Origin of the sequence: Pseudomonas sp. RIT-PI-S, assembly GCF_025642975.1 — a bacterium.
Taxonomy (GTDB): Bacteria; Pseudomonadota; Gammaproteobacteria; order Pseudomonadales; family Pseudomonadaceae; genus Aquipseudomonas.
The window spans coordinates 39,506-60,071 of the sequence record NZ_JANZKJ010000004.1; the positions used below are offsets into that span (position 1 = coordinate 39,506).

Annotated in this window: 22 protein-coding genes; 8 read left to right on the top strand and 14 right to left on the bottom strand. The window is 63.5% G+C overall.

What is annotated here, in order from left to right; all coding sequences use genetic code 11:
* Positions 1–26: 26 nt before the first annotated feature.
* Together OGL93_RS07945 and OGL93_RS07950 are read right to left on the bottom strand one after the other, a co-directional pair.
* A complete protein-coding gene (locus OGL93_RS07945; protein WP_263261995.1) occupies positions 27–1,175 on the bottom strand; it encodes a M14-type cytosolic carboxypeptidase in 1,149 nt (382 codons plus the stop codon).
* A 71-nt stretch (positions 1,176–1,246) separates the two neighbouring features.
* Positions 1,247–1,513, bottom strand: coding sequence for a hypothetical protein (locus OGL93_RS07950; protein WP_263261996.1), 267 nt, complete (start codon positions 1,511–1,513; stop codon positions 1,247–1,249).
* A gap of 138 nt (positions 1,514–1,651) precedes the next feature.
* Between OGL93_RS07950 and OGL93_RS07955 the strand changes: the two genes are divergently transcribed.
* Entirely contained in the window at positions 1,652–2,317 is a 666-nt protein-coding gene (locus OGL93_RS07955; RefSeq protein WP_263261997.1) for an XRE family transcriptional regulator, read from the top strand.
* A gap of 521 nt (positions 2,318–2,838) precedes the next feature.
* Here the strand turns inward: OGL93_RS07955 and OGL93_RS07960 are convergent.
* Positions 2,839–3,780, bottom strand: a complete 942-nt coding sequence (locus tag OGL93_RS07960; protein WP_263261999.1) for a LysR family transcriptional regulator — start codon at positions 3,778–3,780, stop codon at positions 2,839–2,841.
* 147 nt (positions 3,781–3,927) lie between these two features.
* Here OGL93_RS07960 and OGL93_RS07965 point away from each other — a divergent pair, with 147 nt between their 5' ends.
* Positions 3,928–5,139, top strand: coding sequence for an acyl-CoA dehydrogenase family protein (locus tag OGL93_RS07965; RefSeq protein WP_263262012.1), 1,212 nt, complete (start codon positions 3,928–3,930; stop codon positions 5,137–5,139).
* Here the strand turns inward: OGL93_RS07965 and OGL93_RS07970 are convergent.
* Positions 5,133–6,467, bottom strand: a complete 1,335-nt coding sequence (locus OGL93_RS07970; RefSeq protein WP_263262014.1) for a phosphate ABC transporter substrate-binding/OmpA family protein — start codon at positions 6,465–6,467, stop codon at positions 5,133–5,135. The genes OGL93_RS07965 and OGL93_RS07970 overlap by 7 nt on opposite strands.
* Before the next feature lie 63 nt (positions 6,468–6,530).
* Positions 6,531–7,343: an exodeoxyribonuclease III gene (xthA, locus tag OGL93_RS07975; RefSeq protein ID WP_263262016.1), complete on the bottom strand. Its 813-nt coding sequence runs from the start codon at positions 7,341–7,343 to the stop codon at positions 6,531–6,533.
* Between the two features lie 111 nt (positions 7,344–7,454).
* On the opposite strand from xthA, the gene OGL93_RS07980 reads away from it, so the two are divergent.
* Positions 7,455–9,182: an autotransporter assembly complex family protein gene (locus OGL93_RS07980; protein ID WP_263262017.1), complete on the top strand. Its 1,728-nt coding sequence runs from the start codon at positions 7,455–7,457 to the stop codon at positions 9,180–9,182.
* Positions 9,179–12,865 (top strand): translocation/assembly module TamB domain-containing protein, encoded by a 3,687-nt coding sequence (locus OGL93_RS07985; RefSeq protein ID WP_263262018.1) that lies wholly within the window; start codon positions 9,179–9,181, stop codon positions 12,863–12,865. The genes OGL93_RS07980 and OGL93_RS07985 overlap by 4 nt, the downstream gene beginning before the upstream one ends.
* Here the strand turns inward: OGL93_RS07985 and OGL93_RS07990 are convergent.
* The 5 genes from OGL93_RS07990 to OGL93_RS08010 form a co-directional block, all read right to left on the bottom strand.
* The gene (locus tag OGL93_RS07990; RefSeq protein ID WP_263262019.1) at positions 12,862–13,380 is read right to left on the bottom strand and encodes a DUF2589 domain-containing protein; all 519 of its coding nucleotides are present in this window, start codon (positions 13,378–13,380) and stop codon (positions 12,862–12,864) included. The two genes, OGL93_RS07985 and OGL93_RS07990, sit on opposite strands and share 4 nt — an antisense overlap.
* 109 nt (positions 13,381–13,489) lie before the next feature.
* Positions 13,490–14,179: a DUF2589 domain-containing protein gene (locus OGL93_RS07995; RefSeq protein WP_263262020.1), complete on the bottom strand. Its 690-nt coding sequence runs from the start codon at positions 14,177–14,179 to the stop codon at positions 13,490–13,492.
* Positions 14,180–14,267: 88 nt separating this feature from the next.
* Positions 14,268–14,651 (bottom strand): Mor transcription activator family protein, encoded by a 384-nt coding sequence (locus OGL93_RS08000; RefSeq protein WP_263262022.1) that lies wholly within the window; start codon positions 14,649–14,651, stop codon positions 14,268–14,270.
* Between the two features lie 201 nt (positions 14,652–14,852).
* A complete protein-coding gene (locus OGL93_RS08005) occupies positions 14,853–15,317 on the bottom strand; it encodes a hypothetical protein (RefSeq protein WP_263262023.1) in 465 nt (154 codons plus the stop codon).
* Positions 15,318–15,422: 105 nt separating this feature from the next.
* Positions 15,423–15,590: a hypothetical protein gene (locus OGL93_RS08010; RefSeq protein WP_263262025.1), complete on the bottom strand. Its 168-nt coding sequence runs from the start codon at positions 15,588–15,590 to the stop codon at positions 15,423–15,425.
* 129 nt (positions 15,591–15,719) lie between these two features.
* Between OGL93_RS08010 and OGL93_RS08015 the strand changes: the two genes are divergently transcribed.
* Positions 15,720–15,908, top strand: coding sequence for a hypothetical protein (locus OGL93_RS08015; protein ID WP_263262026.1), 189 nt, complete (start codon positions 15,720–15,722; stop codon positions 15,906–15,908).
* A gap of 58 nt (positions 15,909–15,966) precedes the next feature.
* Positions 15,967–17,001 (top strand): Ldh family oxidoreductase, encoded by a 1,035-nt coding sequence (locus OGL93_RS08020; protein ID WP_263262028.1) that lies wholly within the window; start codon positions 15,967–15,969, stop codon positions 16,999–17,001.
* Here the strand turns inward: OGL93_RS08020 and OGL93_RS08025 are convergent, their stop codons facing one another.
* Positions 17,002–17,316 carry a hypothetical protein gene (locus tag OGL93_RS08025; RefSeq protein WP_263262029.1) on the bottom strand — a complete coding sequence of 105 codons (315 nt, stop codon included), beginning with the start codon at positions 17,314–17,316 and terminating at the stop codon, positions 17,002–17,004.
* A gap of 107 nt (positions 17,317–17,423) precedes the next feature.
* Between OGL93_RS08025 and OGL93_RS08030 the strand changes: the two genes are divergently transcribed.
* On the top strand, positions 17,424–17,678 hold the full coding sequence (locus OGL93_RS08030; RefSeq protein ID WP_263262030.1) for a hypothetical protein: 255 nt from the start codon (positions 17,424–17,426) through the stop codon (positions 17,676–17,678).
* A gap of 3 nt (positions 17,679–17,681) precedes the next feature.
* Here OGL93_RS08030 and OGL93_RS08035 read toward each other — a convergent pair whose 3' ends face one another.
* Positions 17,682–18,167 carry an LEA type 2 family protein gene (locus tag OGL93_RS08035; protein WP_263262031.1) on the bottom strand — a complete coding sequence of 162 codons (486 nt, stop codon included), beginning with the start codon at positions 18,165–18,167 and terminating at the stop codon, positions 17,682–17,684.
* Between the two features lie 104 nt (positions 18,168–18,271).
* On the opposite strand from OGL93_RS08035, the gene OGL93_RS08040 reads away from it, so the two are divergent.
* Positions 18,272–18,541 carry a hypothetical protein gene (locus OGL93_RS08040; RefSeq protein ID WP_263262330.1) on the top strand — a complete coding sequence of 90 codons (270 nt, stop codon included), beginning with the start codon at positions 18,272–18,274 and terminating at the stop codon, positions 18,539–18,541.
* Here the strand turns inward: OGL93_RS08040 and OGL93_RS08045 are convergent.
* The gene (locus tag OGL93_RS08045) at positions 18,538–19,512 is read right to left on the bottom strand and encodes a D-2-hydroxyacid dehydrogenase family protein (RefSeq protein WP_263262032.1); all 975 of its coding nucleotides are present in this window, start codon (positions 19,510–19,512) and stop codon (positions 18,538–18,540) included. The two genes, OGL93_RS08040 and OGL93_RS08045, sit on opposite strands and share 4 nt — an antisense overlap.
* Positions 19,513–19,517: 5 nt before the next feature.
* Positions 19,518–20,546 carry an alpha/beta hydrolase gene (locus tag OGL93_RS08050; RefSeq protein ID WP_263262033.1) on the bottom strand — a complete coding sequence of 343 codons (1,029 nt, stop codon included), beginning with the start codon at positions 20,544–20,546 and terminating at the stop codon, positions 19,518–19,520.
* Positions 20,547–20,566 lie beyond the last annotated feature (20 nt).

The window sequence follows — 20,566 nt, forward strand, 5'->3', positions numbered from 1 at the left end:
TGGTTATTCCCCTCGGCACTAACCCATTAGCGGAGCTGAGGCACCATTTGGGCCACGACCTGGAGCAGGTCCTGAGCCAGCTGGCGCGAACGCGCACCCGACCAGCCGGTGCGCGGGTCGGGCGCATCCAGGTGGTCCTTGAAGGGCATTTCCAGGGTCAGGGACAGGCAATCGAAACGCTGCCCTATGGCATTGCACGCCAGGCGCATGTTGGCTTGGCCGGGGAGGTCGCGGTTGTAGCCATGGGTTTGCTGGAAGTCAGCGGTCTGCTCGCACAGCGCCTGGCAGAACGCCGACTCCAGCCCAGCGATGCGGGGGCTATAGCCAGGGTTGCCCTCGCATGCGGCGGTGAACACGTGAGGGATTTCTTCATCGCCATGCACGTCAACGAAGAGATCGACACCATATCGGTCCATCTGCTCCAGAACGAAGTGCACTTCTGGCGTTTCCTCTCGCGTGGCGTCTTGCCATGCACGGTTGAGGTCGCGGCCAGCGGCGTTGGTGCGCAGATGGCCATGGAAGGCGCCGTCCGGGTTCACGTTCAGTACCAGGTACAGCTCCGCCTGCTGCAGCAATGCCTGCATCCAGGGCTTGGATTGCTCCAGTGCGTCGACAACACCCTCCATGAACCATTCAGCCATGTGTTCGCCAGGATGCTGCTGGGCGATCAACCAAAGCTTGCGCTTGCCCGCTGTACCGTCACCCATGCGGAACAATGGAATCTCGCGGCCTTCGAGGCTGCTGCCCTGTGCCAGCAACTGCATCCCTGGCAGCGCCTGGGCTCGCGCGAGCAGCTGTAGATGACGCGCTTCGCGATAAGGCTCGAAGTAAGCGAAGGAGATCTCCGAATGTTCAGGGGCTATGGAGAATCGCAGCGCTTGGCCATCGTACTCGCTAGGTACGCGGAACCAGTTGAACTGGTCGTAGGAGGCCACGGTGTCATAGCCTGCCCATGCGTTGGGGTACGACGACTGCCCGGCGTTGTCGAGTACGAAGGTGTAGCGTTGCTGTGGCTGTAGGCCTTTTGCCCGGAAGTGGAACCATTGGAAGTGCCCGCTCCGGGTATCCGGGCGTATGGCGAGGCGGATGTCGGTGGGGTCGCTGGCATCGAGTACCTGAATGTTTCCGGTGTCGAAGTCCGCGCGAATGTCAACGATAGGGGCCGTGGCGTGCATTGAAGGTTTCGCTTGAGAACAAAAAGAAAAGTGTACACCTTGATACCGTATTGGCCCCAGTCTTGGGCTGATCAGTCGTCGGCTTCGGCGGCTTTGGTATCCCCCGGCGCCGGATCCGCCTCCAGCCCGTGAACCACCAGCACGCGGGCCATATCGACCAGGTGCACCACCGTTAGGGCCAAGTGCCGAGCTTGCCCTTTATGCTGGTCGGCGCTTTCATACGCGACCGCCGAAGCGCAATGCAACAGGGCGTCTGCATGAGCGAGCGCCTGCGCTGTTCGTAACGCCCTGGCAGGCTGGAAGGAGAGAGGCAAAGGGGGGGTTGGGAAGTCAATCATGGGGGGAGGCTCCTTGCGCGAGATGTCGTCGCTCGACGATTCGAAGCGTCAGTATAATTACGCCCCGTATTTCATGGGCTTTGGATATATTACGCAGTATGTATGGTTCGAGCCGTTTCGCTCGGTAAGGTACGCGGCATGGAAACCTGGATCGAACTCGTCAAACAGAAAATGCGCGAGCGCAGGCTCACTCAGGAGCAATTGGCCGAACGCATCGGCCGCTCCCAAGGCGCGCTCAATCACTGGCTCAGCGGGCGGCGGCGCCCAGACCTCGAAACCATGAACGATGTACTCCGCGAGCTGGGCGAAGTGGACCTTGAAGTGGTCCAGATCCTCCGGGTCAACGAACAACGTGGTCAATACAACCCCGCGCAGGTGGCATCCGGCCCGGAATGGGCGATCAGTGGGCCGGGCTTCAGCTACCCGCTGCTGGAATGGGCCGCGGCGGCTGACGAGAAGCCCTCGATTGCCCACTACAGTACCGGGGTAAGCCATTTCTCCGACTACCATGCAAGAGGGCCTGCCTTCTGGCTCACGGTCGAGGGCGAAAGCATGAGTGCGGCGTTTGGCCGTAGCGTTCCCGCCGGCTCGCTTATTCTGGTCGACCCCTATGCGCAAGCCCACACCGGCAGCCTGGTGATCGTCAGTGCGCCTGAGCACCAGCAAGCGGTGTTTCGGGAGTTGTTGGAAGAGGGCGGCCGCCGTTACCTCCGGGCGCTTAACCCGACGTGGCCGGTATTGGGCTGGGAGCCTGGGTGGCAGATCAAGGGCGTGGTGGTGAGAGCGATGCTCATGCTGGATTGAAGGCGAAATGCACAGAGGGGAGCCGAAGCTCCCCTCAAGGTATGTAGCATTTGCTCTTCTTATTGGTCTCAGGCCGCCTGTTGTTGTTATTGGCAGCGAACCTGTGCACGTATCGGGGCCCCCATTCAGGGCCAAGAGCAAACGTATTTTTTTGAGCGCTGATCCATTCTCACCTCAGGTCCAACCGTACACCTGCTGCCTCGGGGCAGTTTTATTCTTGTGTGTTCAGTTGCGGGTAATACCCTGGAAAACGCACCTTCCTCAAAAAAATCTGTTGGCTTCGCCTCTGCCGCGGTTGTTCTTGTTATGTCAGAGTCGTTTGTATTGTTGTTATTGGGTGAAGCATCGTTTTTGTTGTTCTTGTGCGAATCAACATAGCAGGCCGCGTGCCAACTTATAAAAAATCAATATTATCAATGATTTAGCGTTTTCGCGGTTTGCTTTCAGGGTTGCATTGCCCCGTTTGTGTTTCCCCGTTACCCGCTTCGGTGGGGGGAGCGCCGCGGCTGGTAACACTTTTTTCACACAGCCTGCGCTTCAGCCGCCATTGCCTCCCGTTCACGGCTGACGATCGTTGCACACAGTTCTATCAGCTGCTCGCGCATCCAGCGGTTCGCTGGGTCCTGATCGGTGCTTTCATGCCAATAAAGATGAGTTTCCACCCTGTTCACACCGGTGACCGGCAAAGGGCTGCATGGCAGTTCGTGGCGGCGAGCGAAACGCTCGGGCACTGTCATGACCATGTCCGTTTGCTGTAACACCTGCGAGGCCATCATGTAATGCTGGGAGCGAAGGGTGACTTTGCGCTGCAGGCCCATTTTGCCCAGCGCCAGGTCGACCTCGCCCAGGCCGTTACGGCGGCTGGAAATGTGGATATGGGCCTGGGCGAGGTAGCTGTCCAGGGTCAGCGGCTTGCCTTCGAGCGGGTGGCCACGACGCATCGCGCACACATAGCGGTCTTCCATCAGCTTGACGTGGCGAACCTGGGGGTCGGTATTGAGCGGGGCATCCACGGCGAAATCCAGCCGTCCTGCCGCCAGTTCCTTGGTGGTTTCCCGCCGCTTGCACAGAAAGCTTTCGATCACCAGCGCGGGCGCCTGGCGCCGGAGGCGGCGCAGCAGCGGAGGTAACATCACCGCCTCGAGCAAGTCAGTCATGCTGATGCGGAACGTCTTGCTCGCCTGGGCAGGGTTGAACAACCGGCTTTCCTGCACGGAAACGCGCAGCAGCGACAACGCGTTACGCACCGGCCCGACGATGTTCTGCGCCATGGGAGTAGGGACCATGCCCTGGGCGGTGCGCACGAAGAGCGGATCGTTGAAGGTTTCGCGTAGGCGTGCCAGCGCATTGGACACCGCGGGTTGGGTAATGCCGACGATCTGCCCGGCCCGGGTGAGGTTGGCCTCGGTATAAATAGCGTCGAAGACAACAAACAGGTTCAGGTCTACCTTGTTGAGGTTCATCGGCGGCGCGCTCCTTTTGTTGTAGATGAAGTGGGCGTATAGAGCTTATGAATGTTTATACACGAGGATAATAGGCTCGCCAAATACTCACCGCGCTTCTAGGATCTTCTCGTCGGGCCGCCGGCCCCTTGGAGCATCGGACTTCCTATGGATTTCGCCTATTCGCCGCGGGTTGAAGCGCTGCGCGCCCGCATCAATGCCTTCATGGAAGCCGAGGTCTTTCCGGCTGAAGCACGCTTTGCCGAGGAGCTCGCCCAGGGTGACCGCTGGCGCCCTACCGGGACCATGGAAGAGCTCAAGCGGCGGGCACGGGCCGAGGGTTTGTGGAACCTGTTCCTGCCAGAGTCCGAGCTGGGCGCTGGCCTTACCAACCTTGAGTATGCTCCGCTGGCCGAGCTGATGGGCCGCTCGATGCTCGGCTCCGAGCCCTTCAACTGTTCGGCGCCTGATACCGGGAACATGGAAGTGCTGGTGCGTTATGGCACGCCAGAGCAGAAGAAACAGTGGCTCGAGCCTCTGCTCGAAGGTGAGATTCGCTCCGCCTTTGCCATGACCGAGCCGGACGTGGCTTCGTCCGACGCAACCAACATGCAAGCCACGGCCGTGCGCGACGGCAATCAATGGGTCATCAACGGTCGCAAGTGGTGGACCTCCGGCGCCTGTGACCCACGCTGCCGCGTCATGATCTTCATGGGCCTGACCGATCCCGGCGCTCACCGGCACCGCCAGCATTCCATGGTACTGGTGCCTATGGACGCGCCAGGTGTGAAGGTCGTGCGGCCGCTGACCGTATTTGGCTACGACGACGCCCCCCACGGCCATGCCGAAGTGCATTTCGAGGACGTGCGGGTGCCCTTGGATAACGTCATTCTCGGGCCCGGCCGCGGCTTCGAGATCGCCCAGGGGCGGCTTGGCCCAGGCCGGATCCATCACTGCATGCGTTCGCTTGGCATGGCGGAGCGGGCGCTCGAGCTGGCCTGCCGCCGCGCGCTGGACCGCGAGGCCTTCGGCAAACCGTTGGCCCGGCTGGGCGGCAATGGAGACGTGATCGCCGACTCGCGAATGGAGATTGATATGGCTCGCCTGCTCACCCTGCGCGCCGCCTATATGATGGACACGGTGGGTAACAAGGTCGCACGCAGCGAGATCGCCCAGATCAAGGTGGTGGCGCCCAATGTGGCGCTGCGCGTCATCGACCGCGCCATCCAGCTGCATGGTGGGGCAGGGGTCAGCGGCGATACGCCCCTGGCGTATATGTATGCCATGCAGCGCACGCTGCGCCTGGCCGATGGCCCCGATGAGGTGCATCGCGCGGCAATCGCCAAATGCGAGCTGGACCGCCACCGCCTCGCTCAGTGAACCCAGACCTCTACTCGCCGGTTGCGCATCCGCCCGCTTTCATAGGCGTTACTCGCCACCGGCAGTTGTTCCCCCAGCCCCACCACTTCACGTGGTGTGATGCCACGCCGAGTCAGCTCGCGCCGAACGGTCATCGCCCGCAGGTGTGACAGCAGCTGAGCGCGCCCGGGTTCGCTCTTGGTATCGCCAAACCCAACAAGCACCACTTGCTGACGCTCTGTCGGATGATCTTGCAAATAGCCGGCCAAGCGTTCGATATCTGCCATGGCCTTGCTGTCGAGGCTGGCGCTCGCTCCGGCGAAGCGGAAATTCACGGTTAATCGGCGCCCTTCGCGCGCCAGCGCAAGGTAGCGCTCCGGCATGCCCGCGGCTGGTTGCACCGCCACGGCATGGATCTGTTGGGCTACGAAGCCTTGCTCGGCGACGATGCGCTGACCGGCCTCGCTCTGGGCGAACCGGCCAAGGGCGGTGGCCCAGGCGTTGGCTGCGACAGGGGCGGTATATAGGTAGAGCCTGCGCGATAACAGGTAGTCCTCGGTTGCGATGGCGTCTGTGGTCGGTGCCAGCGGCCTCGCTTCGTTATCGCCAATGGCCAGGGCCCGGCTGCTCAGCACATAAGGCAGGCCAATGAAGCCGATGGCCTGCGGGTCCTGGCTCACTGCCGAGCTAAGCTGGGCGCTGGATTCCAGCCGTTGGGCGCTGTCCACCAGCGTGAGGCCGCGCGGGGCCAGCACCAGGTCGCGGAAGGTTTCCCAAGTGCCGGACCGGTTATCGCGGGCATATAGATGGATCGGGCCCAGGGGTACAACCAGTTGCTCCCAGCGGGTGACGGTACCGGAGAATACGTTCGCCAGTTGCCCGGCATCCAGGCTGCGTAGAGGGTTGCCGGGATGGACGATAATCGCCAAGCCGTCGATTCCGATCACCTGTTCGGTGCCAGTGGCCGCCGGGTCGGCCGCGCCATACAGCTCCGCTTGCTCCTGGGGATGGATCGGCCGCGACGCCGCGGCGAGGTCGGCGCTGCCTGTCGCGAGCGCGGCGAACCCGGTGGCGGTACCGTGGGCGTCGATTTCGGCTTGCAGCGCCGGGCCTTGAGGCGCATGGCCGATCACCTGCCACTCGTTATCCGCGCCTAGCGGTGTGGTACGGACCTCGCTCAGGCCGCGGCTGACAAACAGCCCCTGCACCAGCGCTGGCAACAGCTCGGTGCCCATGGTGTTCGACCCTTGGATGCGCAGCACCGGCAACGGAGCAGCACCTGCCTCGGGGGCTGTTATAAGGCTAGCCAGGCAAGCGAACAGCAGATGTCGGGCCCTGAATGAGAGCATGGCGAACCCTGCGCAATGAGGCTGGCAGAATAAGACGGCGTCATGACCGCCAGATGACAGCGGTCAGCCCAGCTCAAGCCAGATAGGTGCGTGGTCCGAAGGCTTTTCCATCCCTCGCAGCTGGTAGTCCACGCCTGCCGCCCGCACGCGTGGCAGGAGGCCGGTCGAGGCCATGATCAGGTCGATACGCAGCCCGCGGCGAGGGGTATCCTCGAAGCCGCGGCTACGGTAATCGAACCAGCTGAATACATCGTTGACCTCTGGGTGCAGGTGGCGCCAGGTATCCACCAGGCCCCATTGCTTGAGCCGGCCGAGCCATTCCCGCTCCTCGGGCAGGAAGCTGCACTTGCCCGTGCGCAGCCAGCGCTTCATGTTTTCCGGGCCTATTCCTATATCGCTGTCTTCGGGGGAAATGTTCATATCGCCCATCACCACCACCGGCATCGCCTGTTGGTGATGGCGCTCGAGCAATTGCTGGAGGTCGGCGTAGAAACGCTCCTTGGCGGGGAACTTGGTGGGGTGGTCGCGGCTTTCGCCCTGGGGGAAATAGCCGTTCATGATGGTGATCGGCTGGCCGTCGTGATCAGCGTACTGCCCGCAGATAAACCGCCGTTGAGCGTCTTCCTCGTCGCCCTCGAAGCCCTTTTCCAAGCGCAGCGGTGGTTTCAGCGACAGCAGGGCGACGCCGTAATGGCCCTTCTGCCCGTGGTAATGCACTTCATAACCCAGCGAGCGTACCGCCTCGAGTGGGAACTGATCATCTGCGACCTTGGTTTCCTGCAGGCCGATCACATCGGGGCGGTGTTTTTCGATCAACGCCTCCAACTGGTGCGGTCGCGCGCGAAGGCCGTTGATATTGAACGAAACGATTTTCATGACGCGACAACCTTGCAGGAAAAACGCTGATCCTAACGGAGCTGCTTCGGTCAGGCCAGCCGGACGCGCCAGGAACCAGTTCAGGGGCAGAACCGTGCTAGGATCGCGTGCATGAAGCATTCAGGACGAACAAGCGGCGGGCTGTTGCTCGCCTGCCTTGCGGCGAACGCCGCGGCACAAAGCCGCCTTCAGGTAGAGCTGAGCCCCCCCAATCCGGCGTTGCGAGCCAATATCGAAGCCTATGTAGGCAATGTTGCCGACCGCGACGAGCATGCGCTGCAACAGCTTCGCCGGATCGCCGAGGCTCAGGCACGCGATGCCGTGGAAGCGCTGGGGTTTTATCACGCAGTCATTCATGCCGACGTCCGCGGCGGCGCTGAGCCGGCGCTGCGCGTACGAGTGCAACCCGGTGAGCCGGTGCGCTTGCGCGAGGTGTCGGTGCGCATTGACGGCCCCGCTGCGGCCATGCCTGAGTTCCGCGTGCCCCGCAGCCCGGCGCTGGCGCCCGGCATGCCGCTCAATCATGGCCATTATGAGGATGCCAAGCGGCTGATCCTCAACCAGGCCTCACGCTTCGGCTTTTTCGACGGGCACTTCGAGCAACAGCAGTTGCGGGTCGATCCCGCCGCCGGCACGGCTGATATCGCCTTGCATTACCTGAGCGGGCCGCGCTATCACTTTGGCGAAGTGGCCTTCAAAGGCGACTCGATCATCGATACGCGGCTGCTGCAGCGCATGGTGCCCTTCAAGGCGGGCGATCCATACAACGCCGACCTGGTGGCCCAGCTGAACCACGACCTGCAATCGAGCGGTTATTTCCAGGGCGTTACCGTGGAAGCGTCGCCACAGCCGGCGGAAGGGCAACGGGTCCCGGTTCAGGTAGACCTGGCCGCCCGCGCACCTCGTACCTTGGGCCTGGGCGGGGGGTTCTCCACCGATGTAGGCCCGCGGCTGAAGGCCAACTGGACCCGGCATTGGGTCAACGCCCAGGGCCACAGCTACGGTGCCGAGGCGGAGCTGTCCGCCCCCCGCCAGAATGTGGGGCTGTGGTATGACGTGCCGCTGGCCTCGCCCCTGACCGACAAGCTGCGCTATGCCGCGGGCTACCAGTACGAAGAGATCGCCGACACGGACAGCCTGAGCAAGCTGCTGACCGTAGGCCCCGAGTGGCACAGCAAGCTGCCCGGTGGCTGGCAGCGGGTGATCTCGCTCAAATGGCAACGCGAGGAATACCGGCTGGGCGACGACGCTGGCCTGAGCAACCTGGTGATGCCGGGCATCAGCTATAGCTACCTGCACAGCGACAGCCGGGTGGACCCCAACAACGGCTATCGCCTTCAGTTCGACGCCCAGGTTGCCAAGGAGGGGTTGCTGTCGGATGCCAACCTGCTCCATGCCGACGTGCAATTGCGCGGTCTGACGACGCTGTTCGAACGCCATCGGTTTCTTGCCCGGTTGCAGGTCGGGGGGAGCGCAACGAATGGCTACAAGGCGATTCCGCCGTCATTGCGCTTCTTTGCCGGCGGCGACCAGACGGTCCGCGGCTACGACTACCAGAGCCTGTCTCCGGAAAACAGCGACGGCGACCGTATCGGCGGCCGCTATATGGTCGCTGGAACCGCGGAATATCAATACAGCTTCGCCCCTAAATGGCGGGTGGCGACGTTTATCGACCAGGGCAATGCCTTCAACAGCCTTGACCTCCCTAGCCTGAAAACCGGTGTGGGCGTAGGGTTGCGCTGGGTATCGCCGGTGGGCCCGATCCGTGTGGACGTGGCGCGCGGGCTCGATGACGGGGGAGGGTTTCGCTTGCACTTTTCCATGGGGCCGGAGCTATGACTCGGCGTTGGCGCTGGGCGCTGATTGTCGCAGGTACGCTGGTGGGCATGTTAATGGCCCTGGTCGGTATCATCACCGTGGGGCTTGGCACCGAGCGCGGCAGCCGTTGGCTGCTGGACCATGCGCCTGGGGTTCAAGCCGAAGGCTTCGAAGGGCGGCTCGGCGGAAGCTGGCAAGCCCGGCAGCTCAGCTGGGCCGATTCCAGCGGCCTGCGCATAAGCGTCCAGGAGCCCCGGTTGAGTTGGGCGCCGTCTTGCTTGCTGCGCCTGACGCTCTGTGTTCGGCAGCTCGCGGCAGGCACCGTGGCCATCGAGACAGGGCCTGCGACCGAGGCCGCACCTTCGACCGGCCCTCTGCAGTTGCCGGGGCTGCGCTTGCCGATCGGCCTGGAACTGGGCGACGTCGATGTGGGAGAGGTGCGTTATGGCGGCCAGCCGTTGCTCACCGACGTGCACCTGGCCGGGCTATGGAACGCCTCCGGCCTGCAAGTTGGCACGCTGCGCCTGGCCTATGCCGGCATGCATCTGGACCTGAGCGGGCAAGTGCGCCCCGAAGGTGAGTGGCCGCTGGATGCCCAGCTTGCTCTGGCGCTGCCTAGCGTAGATGGCCGGCCCTGGGAGGTGAAAGGCGCGCTCAAAGGTGATGTCGCCGGCACGCTCGAACTGGCCGCGCGCAGTTCCGGCTACCTCGAGGCTGCCCTCAACGGTTCGCTGCAGCCTTTGGCCGAACATCTGCCGGCGAAACTTCAACTGCACGCCGATAGCTTTGTCGCCGAGCAAGCGCTACCCACTACCTTGACGCTGCAAGGGCTCCGGTTGCGAGCCGAGGGGGACCTGCAGCAGGGGTACGCGATTCAAGGCGACGCCAGCCTGCCGGGCGAGCAAGGAGCGGTTGCGCTGGCCCTGCGCGGCAAGGCAGACGCCAATGGGGCGCAGCTGAATGAGCTGAGCTTGACGGCGGACGCGCAGCATCGTGCGAGTGTCATCGGCACGCTCAGCTGGGCAGGAGACTTGACGGCCGAGGCCAACCTGGACTGGCAGGATTTTCCTTGGACCAGCCTGTATCCCCAAGCCGAGCCACCGCCTGTTACTGCTCGTTCCCTCAAGGCACTGGTGCGATACGGCAGCGGCCATTACCTCGGTAACCTGGCCGGTGAGTTCCAGGGGCCCGCCGGGCCGTTCAGCCTGACTACGCCGTTCAGCGGAGATAGCACGCAACTGGTATTGCCCCAACTGCAGCTGGTCGCGGGTCAGGGGCAAGTGGCTGGGCAGCTAAAGCTTGGGTTCGAAACGTATATCCAGTGGGCTGCGGACTTGACCCTGGCCAATGTAAACCCTGCTTACTGGCTGGCGGCACTGCCGGGCAAGCTGGCGGGCACCGTAACCAGTGAGGGGCGCGTGCAGGGCGGTGTACTCAGCCTCGATGCGCGGCTTGGGATCACCGGCCAACTGCGGGGGCAACCCGCGCGGTTGCAAGGCGCGGTCCATGGCGGTGGTGCCCGCTGGCAAGTGGCCGGGTTGGACGTTGCGCTGGGTGCCAACCACCTGACTGGCAGCGGCAGCAGTGACGAGCGGCTGGATGCCGTCTTCGCCCTGGATGCACCCCGCCTGGATCAACTATGGCCAGGGCTGGCGGGCACGCTCAAAGGGCGCTTGAAGCTGGCGGGCAGCCCCGCTCGGCCGCAAGGGGACGTGCAGTTGGACGGGCAACGCCTGGCCTGGGAAACCAGCCGCCTGGGCAGCCTCGCCGTGCTTGGCCGCATTGATGACCGGCAACAGGCGACGCTTTCACTCAAAGGCGCGGGGCTGAACTTCGCCGATACCGACCTGGGCACCTTCACCGGCAAGGGCGGCGGCGATCTCAAGCACCACAACGTGCAGTTCAACCTCGACGGCCCGCGCCTGGCGCTTGCCCTTGGCGTGGATGGCAATTGGGCCGACGGCGCCTGGAAGGGGCGCCTGGCGAGCGGAAACGTTGCCAGCAGCGGGCAAGCGTGGGCGCTGCAGGCGCCAGCGAGCCTTCGCCGGCTGGCCGATGGGACGGTAGAGCTGGGCGCACACTGCTGGAGGTCTGGCGTCGCCAGCCTATGCGCCGATGACCAGCGCCTGGCCCCAGATCCGCGGCTGCGGTTGCGGCTGCGGGGTTTCCCGATGGCGAGCCTTAAACCTTGGCTGCCGCCGGAACTTGGCTGGGAGGGGACTGCCAGCGCTGATGTGCAGCTGGACCTTGGCGGAGTGGGCACTCGTGGCGCGTTATCGCTGGATGTCAGTAATGGCACGTTATCGCTGCGCCAAGGCGAACAGCAGGTGAGGTTCCCCTACGGCACATTGCGGGTAGCCAGCAAGGTCGAGCCGCGCCAGGTGAACACCGAAGTGACGTTCGACGGGCGTGGGCTAGGGCAATTGCACCTGCAGGCCAGCATCGATCCGTTCGGCCCGCAAAAGCCGTTGTCCGGTAACTTCCGTCTCGACGGCCTGGACGTCGCCTTGCTGCGCCCTTTGATCGAACAGGCCGAGCGAGTTGCAGGGCACTTGCAGGGCAACGGCCAGCTCGGTGGCACTTTGCTCGACCCGCGCGTGGATGGCGCCTTTTCGCTTACGGGCGGCAGCGTCTCTGCACCCGACTTGCCGCTGAGCGTGGAAGACCTCAGCCTACAGGCACGCATGAACGGCAGCCACCTGCAGCTCGACGGCGGTTGGCGCAGTGGCGCGCAGGGGCAGGGCAAGGTCAGCGGATACCTGGATTGGGCTGGCCCGCTCAAGCTGGACCTGGCTGTGGTGGCGACCCAGCTACCGGTGGCGGTTCAGCCGTATGCCCAGGTGGAGGCAGGCGCTGACCTGCACCTTACCCTGATAGAACAGCAGCTGGCGCTCAGTGGGCAGGTGACGGTACCTAGGGGCAGCATCACCGTTCGCCAGCTGCCGCCTTCGACGGTAAAGGTGTCCAGCGATGCGATCGTGGTGGGGCGTGAGGCGCCCACGCGGGGGCAACTGGGAATCAAGATGGACGTGAACGTCGATGTGGGCCAGGACAAGCTCACCTTCACAGGGTTCGGCTTACAGTCTGACATCGCCGGGCATTTGCACATTGGCGATGATCTCGATACGCGTGGCTCGCTGGAATTGCGCAACGGCCGGTATCGCGCGTATGGCCAGCGGCTGACGTTGCGCCGCGCCAGGCTGTTTTTCACCGGGCCCGTGGATCAGCCTTACCTGGATGTGGAAGCGATCCGCCAGACCGGCGATGTGACCGCTGGCATCCGCCTTAGCGGCAGCGCTCAGCAGCCCACCAGCGAGGTGTTCGCCGAACCTGCGATGAGCCAGGAGCAGGCGCTGTCCTGGCTGATTCTGGGGCGACCTTTGAGCACCGATGGCGAGGACAGCAACCTGCTTGCGCAAGCGGCACTGGGCCTGGGATTGATGGGCAGTGCCTCGACTACTGGCAAGCTGGCCAAGAGCCTGGGCGTGCAGGACTTCGAGCTCGATACCGAAGGCAGCGGCAATGCCACCAGCGTGGTAGCCAGCGGCAACCTGACCGACCGCTTGACCCTGCGCTACGGGGTGGGGGTCTTCGAGCCTGCCAGCACTGTGGCGCTGCGTTATGCCCTGACCCGCCAGTTGTATCTAGAAGCCGCCAGTGGCGTGGCCAGCTCCCTGGACCTGTTCTACAAGAAGGATTTCTAGCCGCCGGTGGCGTCTGTGGAAGGCCCGCCCCGCGGCGCCCGCAGGGGCGAGATGAGCTGGGTGTATTCCTCGATAAGCCGGTGCACTGCTTCCGGGGGCTCACAGGCCTTGAAGCTCAGGCTGATCTGAATCTCATCGGCATTGCGCTGCGCGGGATCCGGGCGGGCACCGCCGAGCGTGACGTAGAACCGCTCGCAGCTGAGCTCACCATTTTCCAAGGCGTGGCTCACGGCCTCGGCTTCGGTCCCGGCCACCTTCACCGACAGGTCGACGTTCATCGTCTCCAAGGCCAGCCCTCGGGGTGAAACCAGGGTAATCAGTGGCACCCGCATACTGTGATGGTCGTCCAGGGCGACCTCGACCATCTTGGCCTTCATGGGTGTGCCAAGGTCGTCAGGGTCGTAGTCGAAGAATTGGTCGAACAGTTTGATGTACTGCTGGGCAATCAAATTGTTGGCGCTGCTGGCGGCTTCATGAAGGCCGCGGGTGATGTCCCGCAAGTCGCTGGGGATCATGGGTTCCTTTCGGGAAAAAAATCCCACGTGAGCAGTCTCCTTGGCACGGTGTCGCCCCCGGCGCGGGGGGCGACAGCTTCAACGGTAAAGGTTAAGAAAGCCGGGCGTGTCAGACCACGGTGCCGGGCCGTACAGAGGCGCCGGGGCCAATGGACGATGCCGGTGCGGAGGAGCCCTGCGGGCCAGGGAGCGCCGAGGCCGTCAAGGCAGCCTCTTCTGTATTAAGTGTGGAGTTGCCCAGGCGCACCGGTTTCACCGCTGCGTCGGTAAGCATATCGATAACGCGCATCAGGGCTTCGGGCGGATCTTGGCGAACGACCTTGGTGTTGAAGGCGTAGCGCGCACGGGTGTCTGTCTTGCGGGTTTGCGCCTTGCTGTGAGAAACCTGGGCCTTTACCGATAGTTTGAAAGGCCCCCAGCCCAACTCACTCTGGATATCAGCGCTTGAAGCCGTTTGGCTAGTGTCCTCCGCCGCTTGTGTGATGTTGAGCTCGAACTCGATCGTACCCTCGCTGATAGAAATGTTCGGGTGAGTGACCGCAGCGAGCAGAGGGATCTGCATGGACTTAGCCACGGTGCCTTTGTAGGTGCCGTTTTCGTCGGTGATGGTTTCGTCATAGTCGAACTTTACCGAAACAGCCTTGCCGTCCTGGACGCATACGCCGAGAAGGAAGTCAGCATAGGATTTGCTGGCGGCGGTTTGTGCCTGGATCATCGCTTGCAGGGGGCCGGCGATCATGCGGTCGAGCGGCAGTGCGTTGATGACCGAGCCAATCAGGTCGTTGTGTTCATTAGCCATGTTGGATATCCCTTCCGTACGTTATCAGCGCGGCATGCGCCGCGCGGTCGACTATGCCGCCGCCCAGGCAGATGGCGAATAGGGAAACTCAGGCCTGGGCCGTGGTCTGGCTGCGACGGATGTTGCCGATCTGGCGCAAGCTCAGCCCATAGCGGTTCGCCAGCTCCGCGCGCGAAAGGCCCTGCGTGCTTTCTTCAAGGATCCGTCGGTCCCGTAGCTGACGCTCGAAATGGTCGGGCTTGGGGATTTCCAGCGAAGTACCGGCGAAACGGGCGGTCAGCGCTTCCAGGGCCGCGGCGGGCAGCAGCTGGGCGAGGGCCGAGCGGGCAGGGTTCTTGGGAATGTAGCGTGGGCGGCCGCCATATAGGCAGGTGAGGCGGTAGGCTTGTTCGACGCCGATGCAGTCGATCAGCGCGCGTAGGGAATGGGGCAGTCTGGCGGTATCGACCTGGCTCAGATCAAGGGTGTCCATGCTGAAATCCTTTCATTGCGAAGTGTCCGTTTTGCCAAGTGGCGCCGGCATTGTGCGCAGGCAACGCCGGCACTGCATGGGCAGGGTGCACGTGGGCGGCAACGGAAATTTCGGCCTGGCGTGTGCGCAACATCCGCTTCAGCGGTGGGGCGAATCGACAAAAATTGTCGCGGAAGGCTCTGTTATGCGGCTGCCCGTTTTCTAACACGGTTCAGCTTTGGCAAAGCTGACATAGAACAGGTCCGCGGCGCGCAGTGGTTTCTGGGTAGTTTTCTCTGGAGCCCCTCGCCAGTCCACCAGCAGGCAAATCGCGGTCAAGGGGCGCTCAGCGACCTGGCCGGTCACCCTGGGGCTGAAGTCTCGGCGCAGCCGAGTGAGCGTGGGCGTTTGAATACGTAGCTGGTGAGGCTCGGCGAGCGTTTGCCGGACCATCCCCGGGATGTCCCGCAAGGGGAGGGTGAACCGAGGCTGGGCGCCGGCGGAGTCGAAATGCCCTGCGCGGCGGCTGTGATGCCAAAGCTGCTGCCAACGCGAGCTGCTCGTTTGTTCGGCAAGGGCCGCGGTATACCCGCGTAATTCGGCTTCGCTGATGTGTTCGACCGTCAGGGCTGCGGCCGGTGCGCTAAGTACGTTGATAAAGGCTAACAGGCGCGGAGAGATAAGCATGATCAGATTCCTTCCAAGGGGAGCTGGCAAGCTTGCTGGCCCCTTGGAAGGTTGTTAAGCGGGAACGGCTTGAGCCGGAAAACTCGCCGTTCCCGTGGACGCCGCTCACCGCGGGTTCATGAACCCAGGGCCACCGCCGCCGCCAGGGCCGCCACCGTGACCGCCACCTCCGTGGCCACCACCGCCCGGGCCGCCTGGCGGCATGAACAACCAGCAGCCGCTAAGGCTGGCGGTGAGCAGAACTGGAATCAGCCAAGCGATTCGACGCAACATCGGGTACTCCTCGTGGTTTAAAGCACCGCACCACATGAGTGGGCGCGGTAATATGACGCCGGTACGGCGTGAATATTGCCGTGCGTTCGTTTCCACTTGGTATGCACACCGATACACACAGAGCCTCGTATGACACAAATGCAGCGTTTGAAATATTCCCTCCTTCTGTCGATGGTCATCGTCGCCATCATGCTTGGGCTGTCTTGGTTGCAGGCGCAGGGGCGCCTGGACGAGAAGACTTTCCAGTACCTGGCTATCGGCGTGGCGGTCCTCGCGGTGGTGATCAACGGCGTAATGCGCCGCAAGGTCCAGCGTTGACACTCCAGTGCCCGCGGTGTGATTAATACCGGCTGGTTCCAAAAGTCGAGGAAAGGGCATGTCTGCAGCAGTGGGCGCGAACGCGCCGAGCGAAACCATAAGCTTCACCGAGCTGAGTGCGTTGCTGGAGCGAATATTCGTCACCCATGGCGCTTCTGCGGAGGTCGCCGCGGTGCTGGCGCACAATTGCGCCACGGCCCAGCGTGATGGGGCGCAAAGCCACGGCGTGTTTCGCATGGCCGGCTACCTTTCGACCCTGGCCAGTGGCTGGGTGAACGGGGCGGCGGTGCCACAGGTGGAAGACGTCGCCAGCGGTTACATCGCCGTGGATGCAGGGAACGGTTTTGCGCAACCGGCACTGAGCGCCGCGCGCCCGCTGCTGGTACGCAAGGCCCGCGAGGCAGGGATCGCCGTATTGGCCATCCGCAACTCCCACCACTTCGCCGCCCTCTGGCCGGACGTCGAGCCCTTCGCTGAGGAAGGGATGATCGCCCTGAGCGTGGTGAACAGCATGACCTGCGTGGTGCCCCACGGGGCCAGTCGCCCGGTCTTCGGCACCAACCCGATCGCTTTCGCCGCGCCTTGCGCCGGCCGCCCGCCCCTGGTGTTCGACATGGCCACCAGCGCATTGGCCCACGGGGATGTGCAGATAGCAGCGCGTGAAGGCCATTCGTTGCCTAGCGGCGCCGGGGTAGACCGGCATGGCCAGCCAACCACCGATCCCAAGGCTGTACTGGATGGCGGGGCCTTGCTTCCGTTCGGCGGGCACAAGGGCTCGGCGCTGTCGATGATGGTCGAGCTGTTGGCCGCTGGGCTGACGGGCGGGAATTTCTCGTTCGAATTCGATTGGTCTCGCCACCCTGGCGCACAGACGCCCTGGACTGGCCAGCTATTGATCGTTATCGATCCCGCCAGGGCGGCGGGCAACGATTTTGCCGAGCGGGCACGGGAACTGGTCGACCGTATGGCGCAGGCCGGTGTCAGCCGGCTGGCCGGTGAGCGGCGTTACCAGAACCGCGCCCAAGCGCAGCAGCAGGGCATTGCCCTGGCCCCTGAGCACTTGGCGCAGTTGCGGCAGTGGGCGGAGGGCTGATCAATCGCTGCGATTGATCAGCAAGGCCACGAGCACGCCCACCCCAGCGGCGATTCCCAATGCCTTGAGCGGATTCTCGCTCACATAGCGTTCCGTGCTGCGCAAGGCCGGTGCGGCCTGATCGCCCAGTTCCTGAACCAAGCCGGTCGCGCGCTGCAGCGCGCGGTCGAACTGGCGTTTTGCCGCGCGGCGACGCCCGAACCCAAGGCGACCGCCGAGCAAGCCCTCGGATTCTTCCACCAATGCCGCCAGTTCGCTGAAGGCTTGGTCCATGATCTGCTCGTCAATCAAGGGGTTAGAAGGTTTTCGGGCCATGGCGGCTTCCTCGTTCGCGACTGTGGTCAATGGGATTGCCCGTGACCCTGAAAGTTGCAGGGCGGTGTAAACTACGGCACTTGAAACAATCACCGCAGGTGGGGTGCATGAGTCTGAATCTTGCCAACAAAACATTCGCCGAACGCCAGGCCATCGAAGCCGAAAAAGCTCGGCATTTCGAAAGCTGGAAAGCCAACCTTGGCCGCGCCAAGGCCGAGGCCGCCCGGCTTATCGCGGAAAAGCCCCGGCGCAAGGGCAAATGGGCTGAGTGGGTGCGCACGGAGCTCGAACAGCTCTCCCCGCCGGACTACGCCAACCTGGTTCGTGGCGAAGTCAACAAGCTGATGGCCGCCGCCCGCTGATCTTCACGGCAGGGTCCCCGGCGGGGCCAACGTGAGCGGGTCCAGGCGACCGCTGTCGCTGAAGCGTACCGCGCCCATCAGCCCGGGCGTATCCAGTTTGCCGTTGAGCCGATAGGCCACCCCCTTGCTCGCTTGCAGGTCGGCCAAGGCCCAGGCTTGGCGCAGCACGGAAAACGCCGAAACCGTCACCGGGATGGTCAGCAGCGCCTCGCTATAGCCGCCCAGGGTGCCCTTTTCGGCACTTACACCACTGGCTAACGGCTGGCCATTGACCTCCAGCGCAAGGGCGACCCCGGCATAGTCCACCGGTTCGCGATTAGGGTTTTGCACTCTAAGCTTTACCTGAGCGCGCCACTCAAGGTCAGCGCCAGGTGCGGGCTCCAAGCCCGCTACCTGTACGATCAGCGGATCCCGCGGGCTGAACACTGCACAGGCGCCGAGGCTCCCGCAGAGCATGAATAGCAAGGCGCGGCGAAGCAAAACAACCATGGCAAACTCCGTAGGGCTCAGTGTTGCGACACCACAGGGCAGGCGGGGTTCGCGAGGACGGCCCTATGTCGAGACTTTCAACCGCGTTTTGCCTGCTGGTTTTGATGATGACCGCAGCCCCGCAGGCTACGTCCGCACCGACGGCAGCGGCCAACGCGGGGGTGAACGCAAACCCGCTGAGTAGCCCGATACGGCGGGCGAACCCTAATAGCCGCCAAGGCAGCGTGCCCAGCAATCCAGCTCAGCGCCAGGGCCTGCAAGCAATGCCAGGTGGCCGGCCGCCTACGCTGGAGAACGGTGGCATTGGCAATGGGCAGCGTTTTCCTGCCCCAGCGCCAGCGCCTATGCCAGCCAAGCCCGGCGAGCGGCGCTAAGCGCTGCCCGGCCTTGGCCCGAGCAGGCGAATCGGTTGGCCTGCATGCCAGGCGAGAATGTCTTCGATCATGGCGCTGAAAAAGGCTCGGTAGTTGTTCTCGCTGACGTAACCGATGTGTGGTGTGGCGAGGACGTTCGGCAGGCGCCGGAAGGGATGGTCCAAGCCAAGCGGCTCCTGGTCGAACACGTCCAGCGCCGCTCCGCCCAGCCGGCCGCTTTCCAAGGCCGCCAACAGCGCCTGCTCGTTCACGATCGGGCCCCGCGAAGTGTTGACCAGCAGCGCGCCGCGCTTCATCCAGGCCAGCGCCTGGGCGTCGACCAAGTGCTGGGTGCGCTCACTCAGCACCAGGTGCACGCTGAGGATATCCGCTTGTTCGAACAGCGCCTGTTTGTCTACCAGGCGGGCGCCTGCTGCGGCAGCGCGCTCCGGGGTCAAGTTCTGGCTCCAGGCGATCACCTGCATGCCAAAGGCCTTGGCATAGCCCGCAAGGGTGCCGCCGATGTTACCTAACCCTAGGAGGCCAAGGGTCTTACCGTGCAAGTCACCGCCCAAGCCAACCTGCCAGCCGCCACTGCGTAGCGAAAGCGCCTCCTGCACCAGGTTGCGATTGAGCGCCATCAGCAACGCCCAGGTCAGCTCCGGCGTGGCGTGCCGATAACTGTCGCCACCGCACACGGTAATGCCTTGGGCTTCGGCTGCCGCCAGGTCGATCGCGGCGTTGCGCATGCCGCCGGTCACAATCAGCTTGAGCCTGGGCAGGCGGCGCAGCAGTTCGGCGTTGAACGAAGTTCGCTCACGCATCACGCAGATCACGGCATAGGGCGCCAGGCGCTCTGCCAAGGTGTCAACGCCCGCCGGGTACTGATGTAAAAACTCCACCTGGCCCACCTGGGCCAAAGCCGTCCAATCCACCACGCCTTGGGCAACGCCTTGCCAGTCGTCCAGCACGGCAATCCGCAGTTCGCTCATCCGTTTTACTCCTGCTTGGTAGGGGGCGTGGCCGGCTGCCCGAGCCAGTCCAGCACCGCTTTGTGGAAGCGCTTCGGTTCTTCCATCTGCGGGGCGTGGCCCAGGCCCGGGAATTCGACTAGGGTGGCCCCAGGAATTCGCTGGCTGGCCTGCTTGCCCAACACATCGTAGTGCCCCAGCCTGGCTTTGACCTCCGGTGGCGCTACATCGCTGCCGATGGCCGTGGTGTCGGCGGTCCCGATCAGCAGCAGTGTGGGCACCTTGATGTTGCCGAATTCGTAGTACACCGGCTGGGTGAAAATCATGTCGTAGATCAGCGCCGAGTTCCACGCCACCACGTTGTGACCGGGGCCTTGGTTGAGCCCGGCAAGCATGGTCACCCAACGTTCGTAGGCCGGCGCCCAGCGGCCGCTGTAATACGTTTTGCGCTCGTATTCGCGAATGCTGTCGACATTGAGTTTGACCTCCCGGGCAAACCACTCATCCACGCTACGGTAGGGCACGCCAAGGGCCTTCCAGTCCTCCAGGCCGATGGGGTTCACCAACAGCAGGCGCTCGGTTTCCTCGGGATAGAGCAGCGCGTAACGGGCTGCGAGCATGCCGCCGGTGGAGTGGCCCAGGACGATCGCATCCTTGATGCCCAATTCCAGCAGCAGGTTGTGGGTATTGTTCGCCAGTTGCTGGAAGCTGTACTGATAGTGCTCGGGCTTGCTGGACGTGCAGAAGCCAACCTGGTCCGGCGCGATAACCCGGTAGCCGGCGTCGCTCAGCACCTTGATGGTGGCCTCCCAAGTCGCGGCGCAGAAGTTCTTGCCATGCAGCAGCACCACCGTATGGCCGTTGGCCCTGCCGCCGGCGGCCACGTCCATGTAGCCCATCTCCAGCGAGGCGCCCTGGGATTCGAAGCGGTAGTGTTGCAGGGTGTAGGGGTAATCGAACCCCTCGAGTTGTGGCCCATACAGGGGCTGCTGGTCGGCGTGGAGCGAAGGGGCGAGCAGCGCGGCGAGGGCGAAAGCGATGAGGCGCAGGCGCATGGCGGTTTTCCTTGAACGAA

Coding starts and splice junctions, on each gene's coding strand:
- OGL93_RS07945 (WP_263261995.1), bottom strand. CDS start 1,175: ATGCACGCCACGGCCCCTATCGTTGACATTCGCGCGGACTTCGACACC.
- OGL93_RS07950 (WP_263261996.1), bottom strand. CDS start 1,513: ATGATTGACTTCCCAACCCCCCCTTTGCCTCTCTCCTTCCAGCCTGCC.
- OGL93_RS07955 (WP_263261997.1), top strand. CDS start 1,652: ATGGAAACCTGGATCGAACTCGTCAAACAGAAAATGCGCGAGCGCAGG.
- OGL93_RS07960 (WP_263261999.1), bottom strand. CDS start 3,780: ATGAACCTCAACAAGGTAGACCTGAACCTGTTTGTTGTCTTCGACGCT.
- OGL93_RS07965 (WP_263262012.1), top strand. CDS start 3,928: ATGGATTTCGCCTATTCGCCGCGGGTTGAAGCGCTGCGCGCCCGCATC.
- OGL93_RS07970 (WP_263262014.1), bottom strand. CDS start 6,467: ATGCTCTCATTCAGGGCCCGACATCTGCTGTTCGCTTGCCTGGCTAGC.
- xthA (WP_263262016.1), bottom strand. CDS start 7,343: ATGAAAATCGTTTCGTTCAATATCAACGGCCTTCGCGCGCGACCGCAC.
- OGL93_RS07980 (WP_263262017.1), top strand. CDS start 7,455: ATGAAGCATTCAGGACGAACAAGCGGCGGGCTGTTGCTCGCCTGCCTT.
- OGL93_RS07985 (WP_263262018.1), top strand. CDS start 9,179: ATGACTCGGCGTTGGCGCTGGGCGCTGATTGTCGCAGGTACGCTGGTG.
- OGL93_RS07990 (WP_263262019.1), bottom strand. CDS start 13,380: ATGATCCCCAGCGACTTGCGGGACATCACCCGCGGCCTTCATGAAGCC.
- OGL93_RS07995 (WP_263262020.1), bottom strand. CDS start 14,179: ATGGCTAATGAACACAACGACCTGATTGGCTCGGTCATCAACGCACTG.
- OGL93_RS08000 (WP_263262022.1), bottom strand. CDS start 14,651: ATGGACACCCTTGATCTGAGCCAGGTCGATACCGCCAGACTGCCCCAT.
- OGL93_RS08005 (WP_263262023.1), bottom strand. CDS start 15,317: ATGCTTATCTCTCCGCGCCTGTTAGCCTTTATCAACGTACTTAGCGCA.
- OGL93_RS08010 (WP_263262025.1), bottom strand. CDS start 15,590: ATGTTGCGTCGAATCGCTTGGCTGATTCCAGTTCTGCTCACCGCCAGC.
- OGL93_RS08015 (WP_263262026.1), top strand. CDS start 15,720: ATGACACAAATGCAGCGTTTGAAATATTCCCTCCTTCTGTCGATGGTC.
- OGL93_RS08020 (WP_263262028.1), top strand. CDS start 15,967: ATGTCTGCAGCAGTGGGCGCGAACGCGCCGAGCGAAACCATAAGCTTC.
- OGL93_RS08025 (WP_263262029.1), bottom strand. CDS start 17,316: ATGGCCCGAAAACCTTCTAACCCCTTGATTGACGAGCAGATCATGGAC.
- OGL93_RS08030 (WP_263262030.1), top strand. CDS start 17,424: ATGAGTCTGAATCTTGCCAACAAAACATTCGCCGAACGCCAGGCCATC.
- OGL93_RS08035 (WP_263262031.1), bottom strand. CDS start 18,167: ATGGTTGTTTTGCTTCGCCGCGCCTTGCTATTCATGCTCTGCGGGAGC.
- OGL93_RS08040 (WP_263262330.1), top strand. CDS start 18,272: ATGATGACCGCAGCCCCGCAGGCTACGTCCGCACCGACGGCAGCGGCC.
- OGL93_RS08045 (WP_263262032.1), bottom strand. CDS start 19,512: ATGAGCGAACTGCGGATTGCCGTGCTGGACGACTGGCAAGGCGTTGCC.
- OGL93_RS08050 (WP_263262033.1), bottom strand. CDS start 20,546: ATGCGCCTGCGCCTCATCGCTTTCGCCCTCGCCGCGCTGCTCGCCCCT.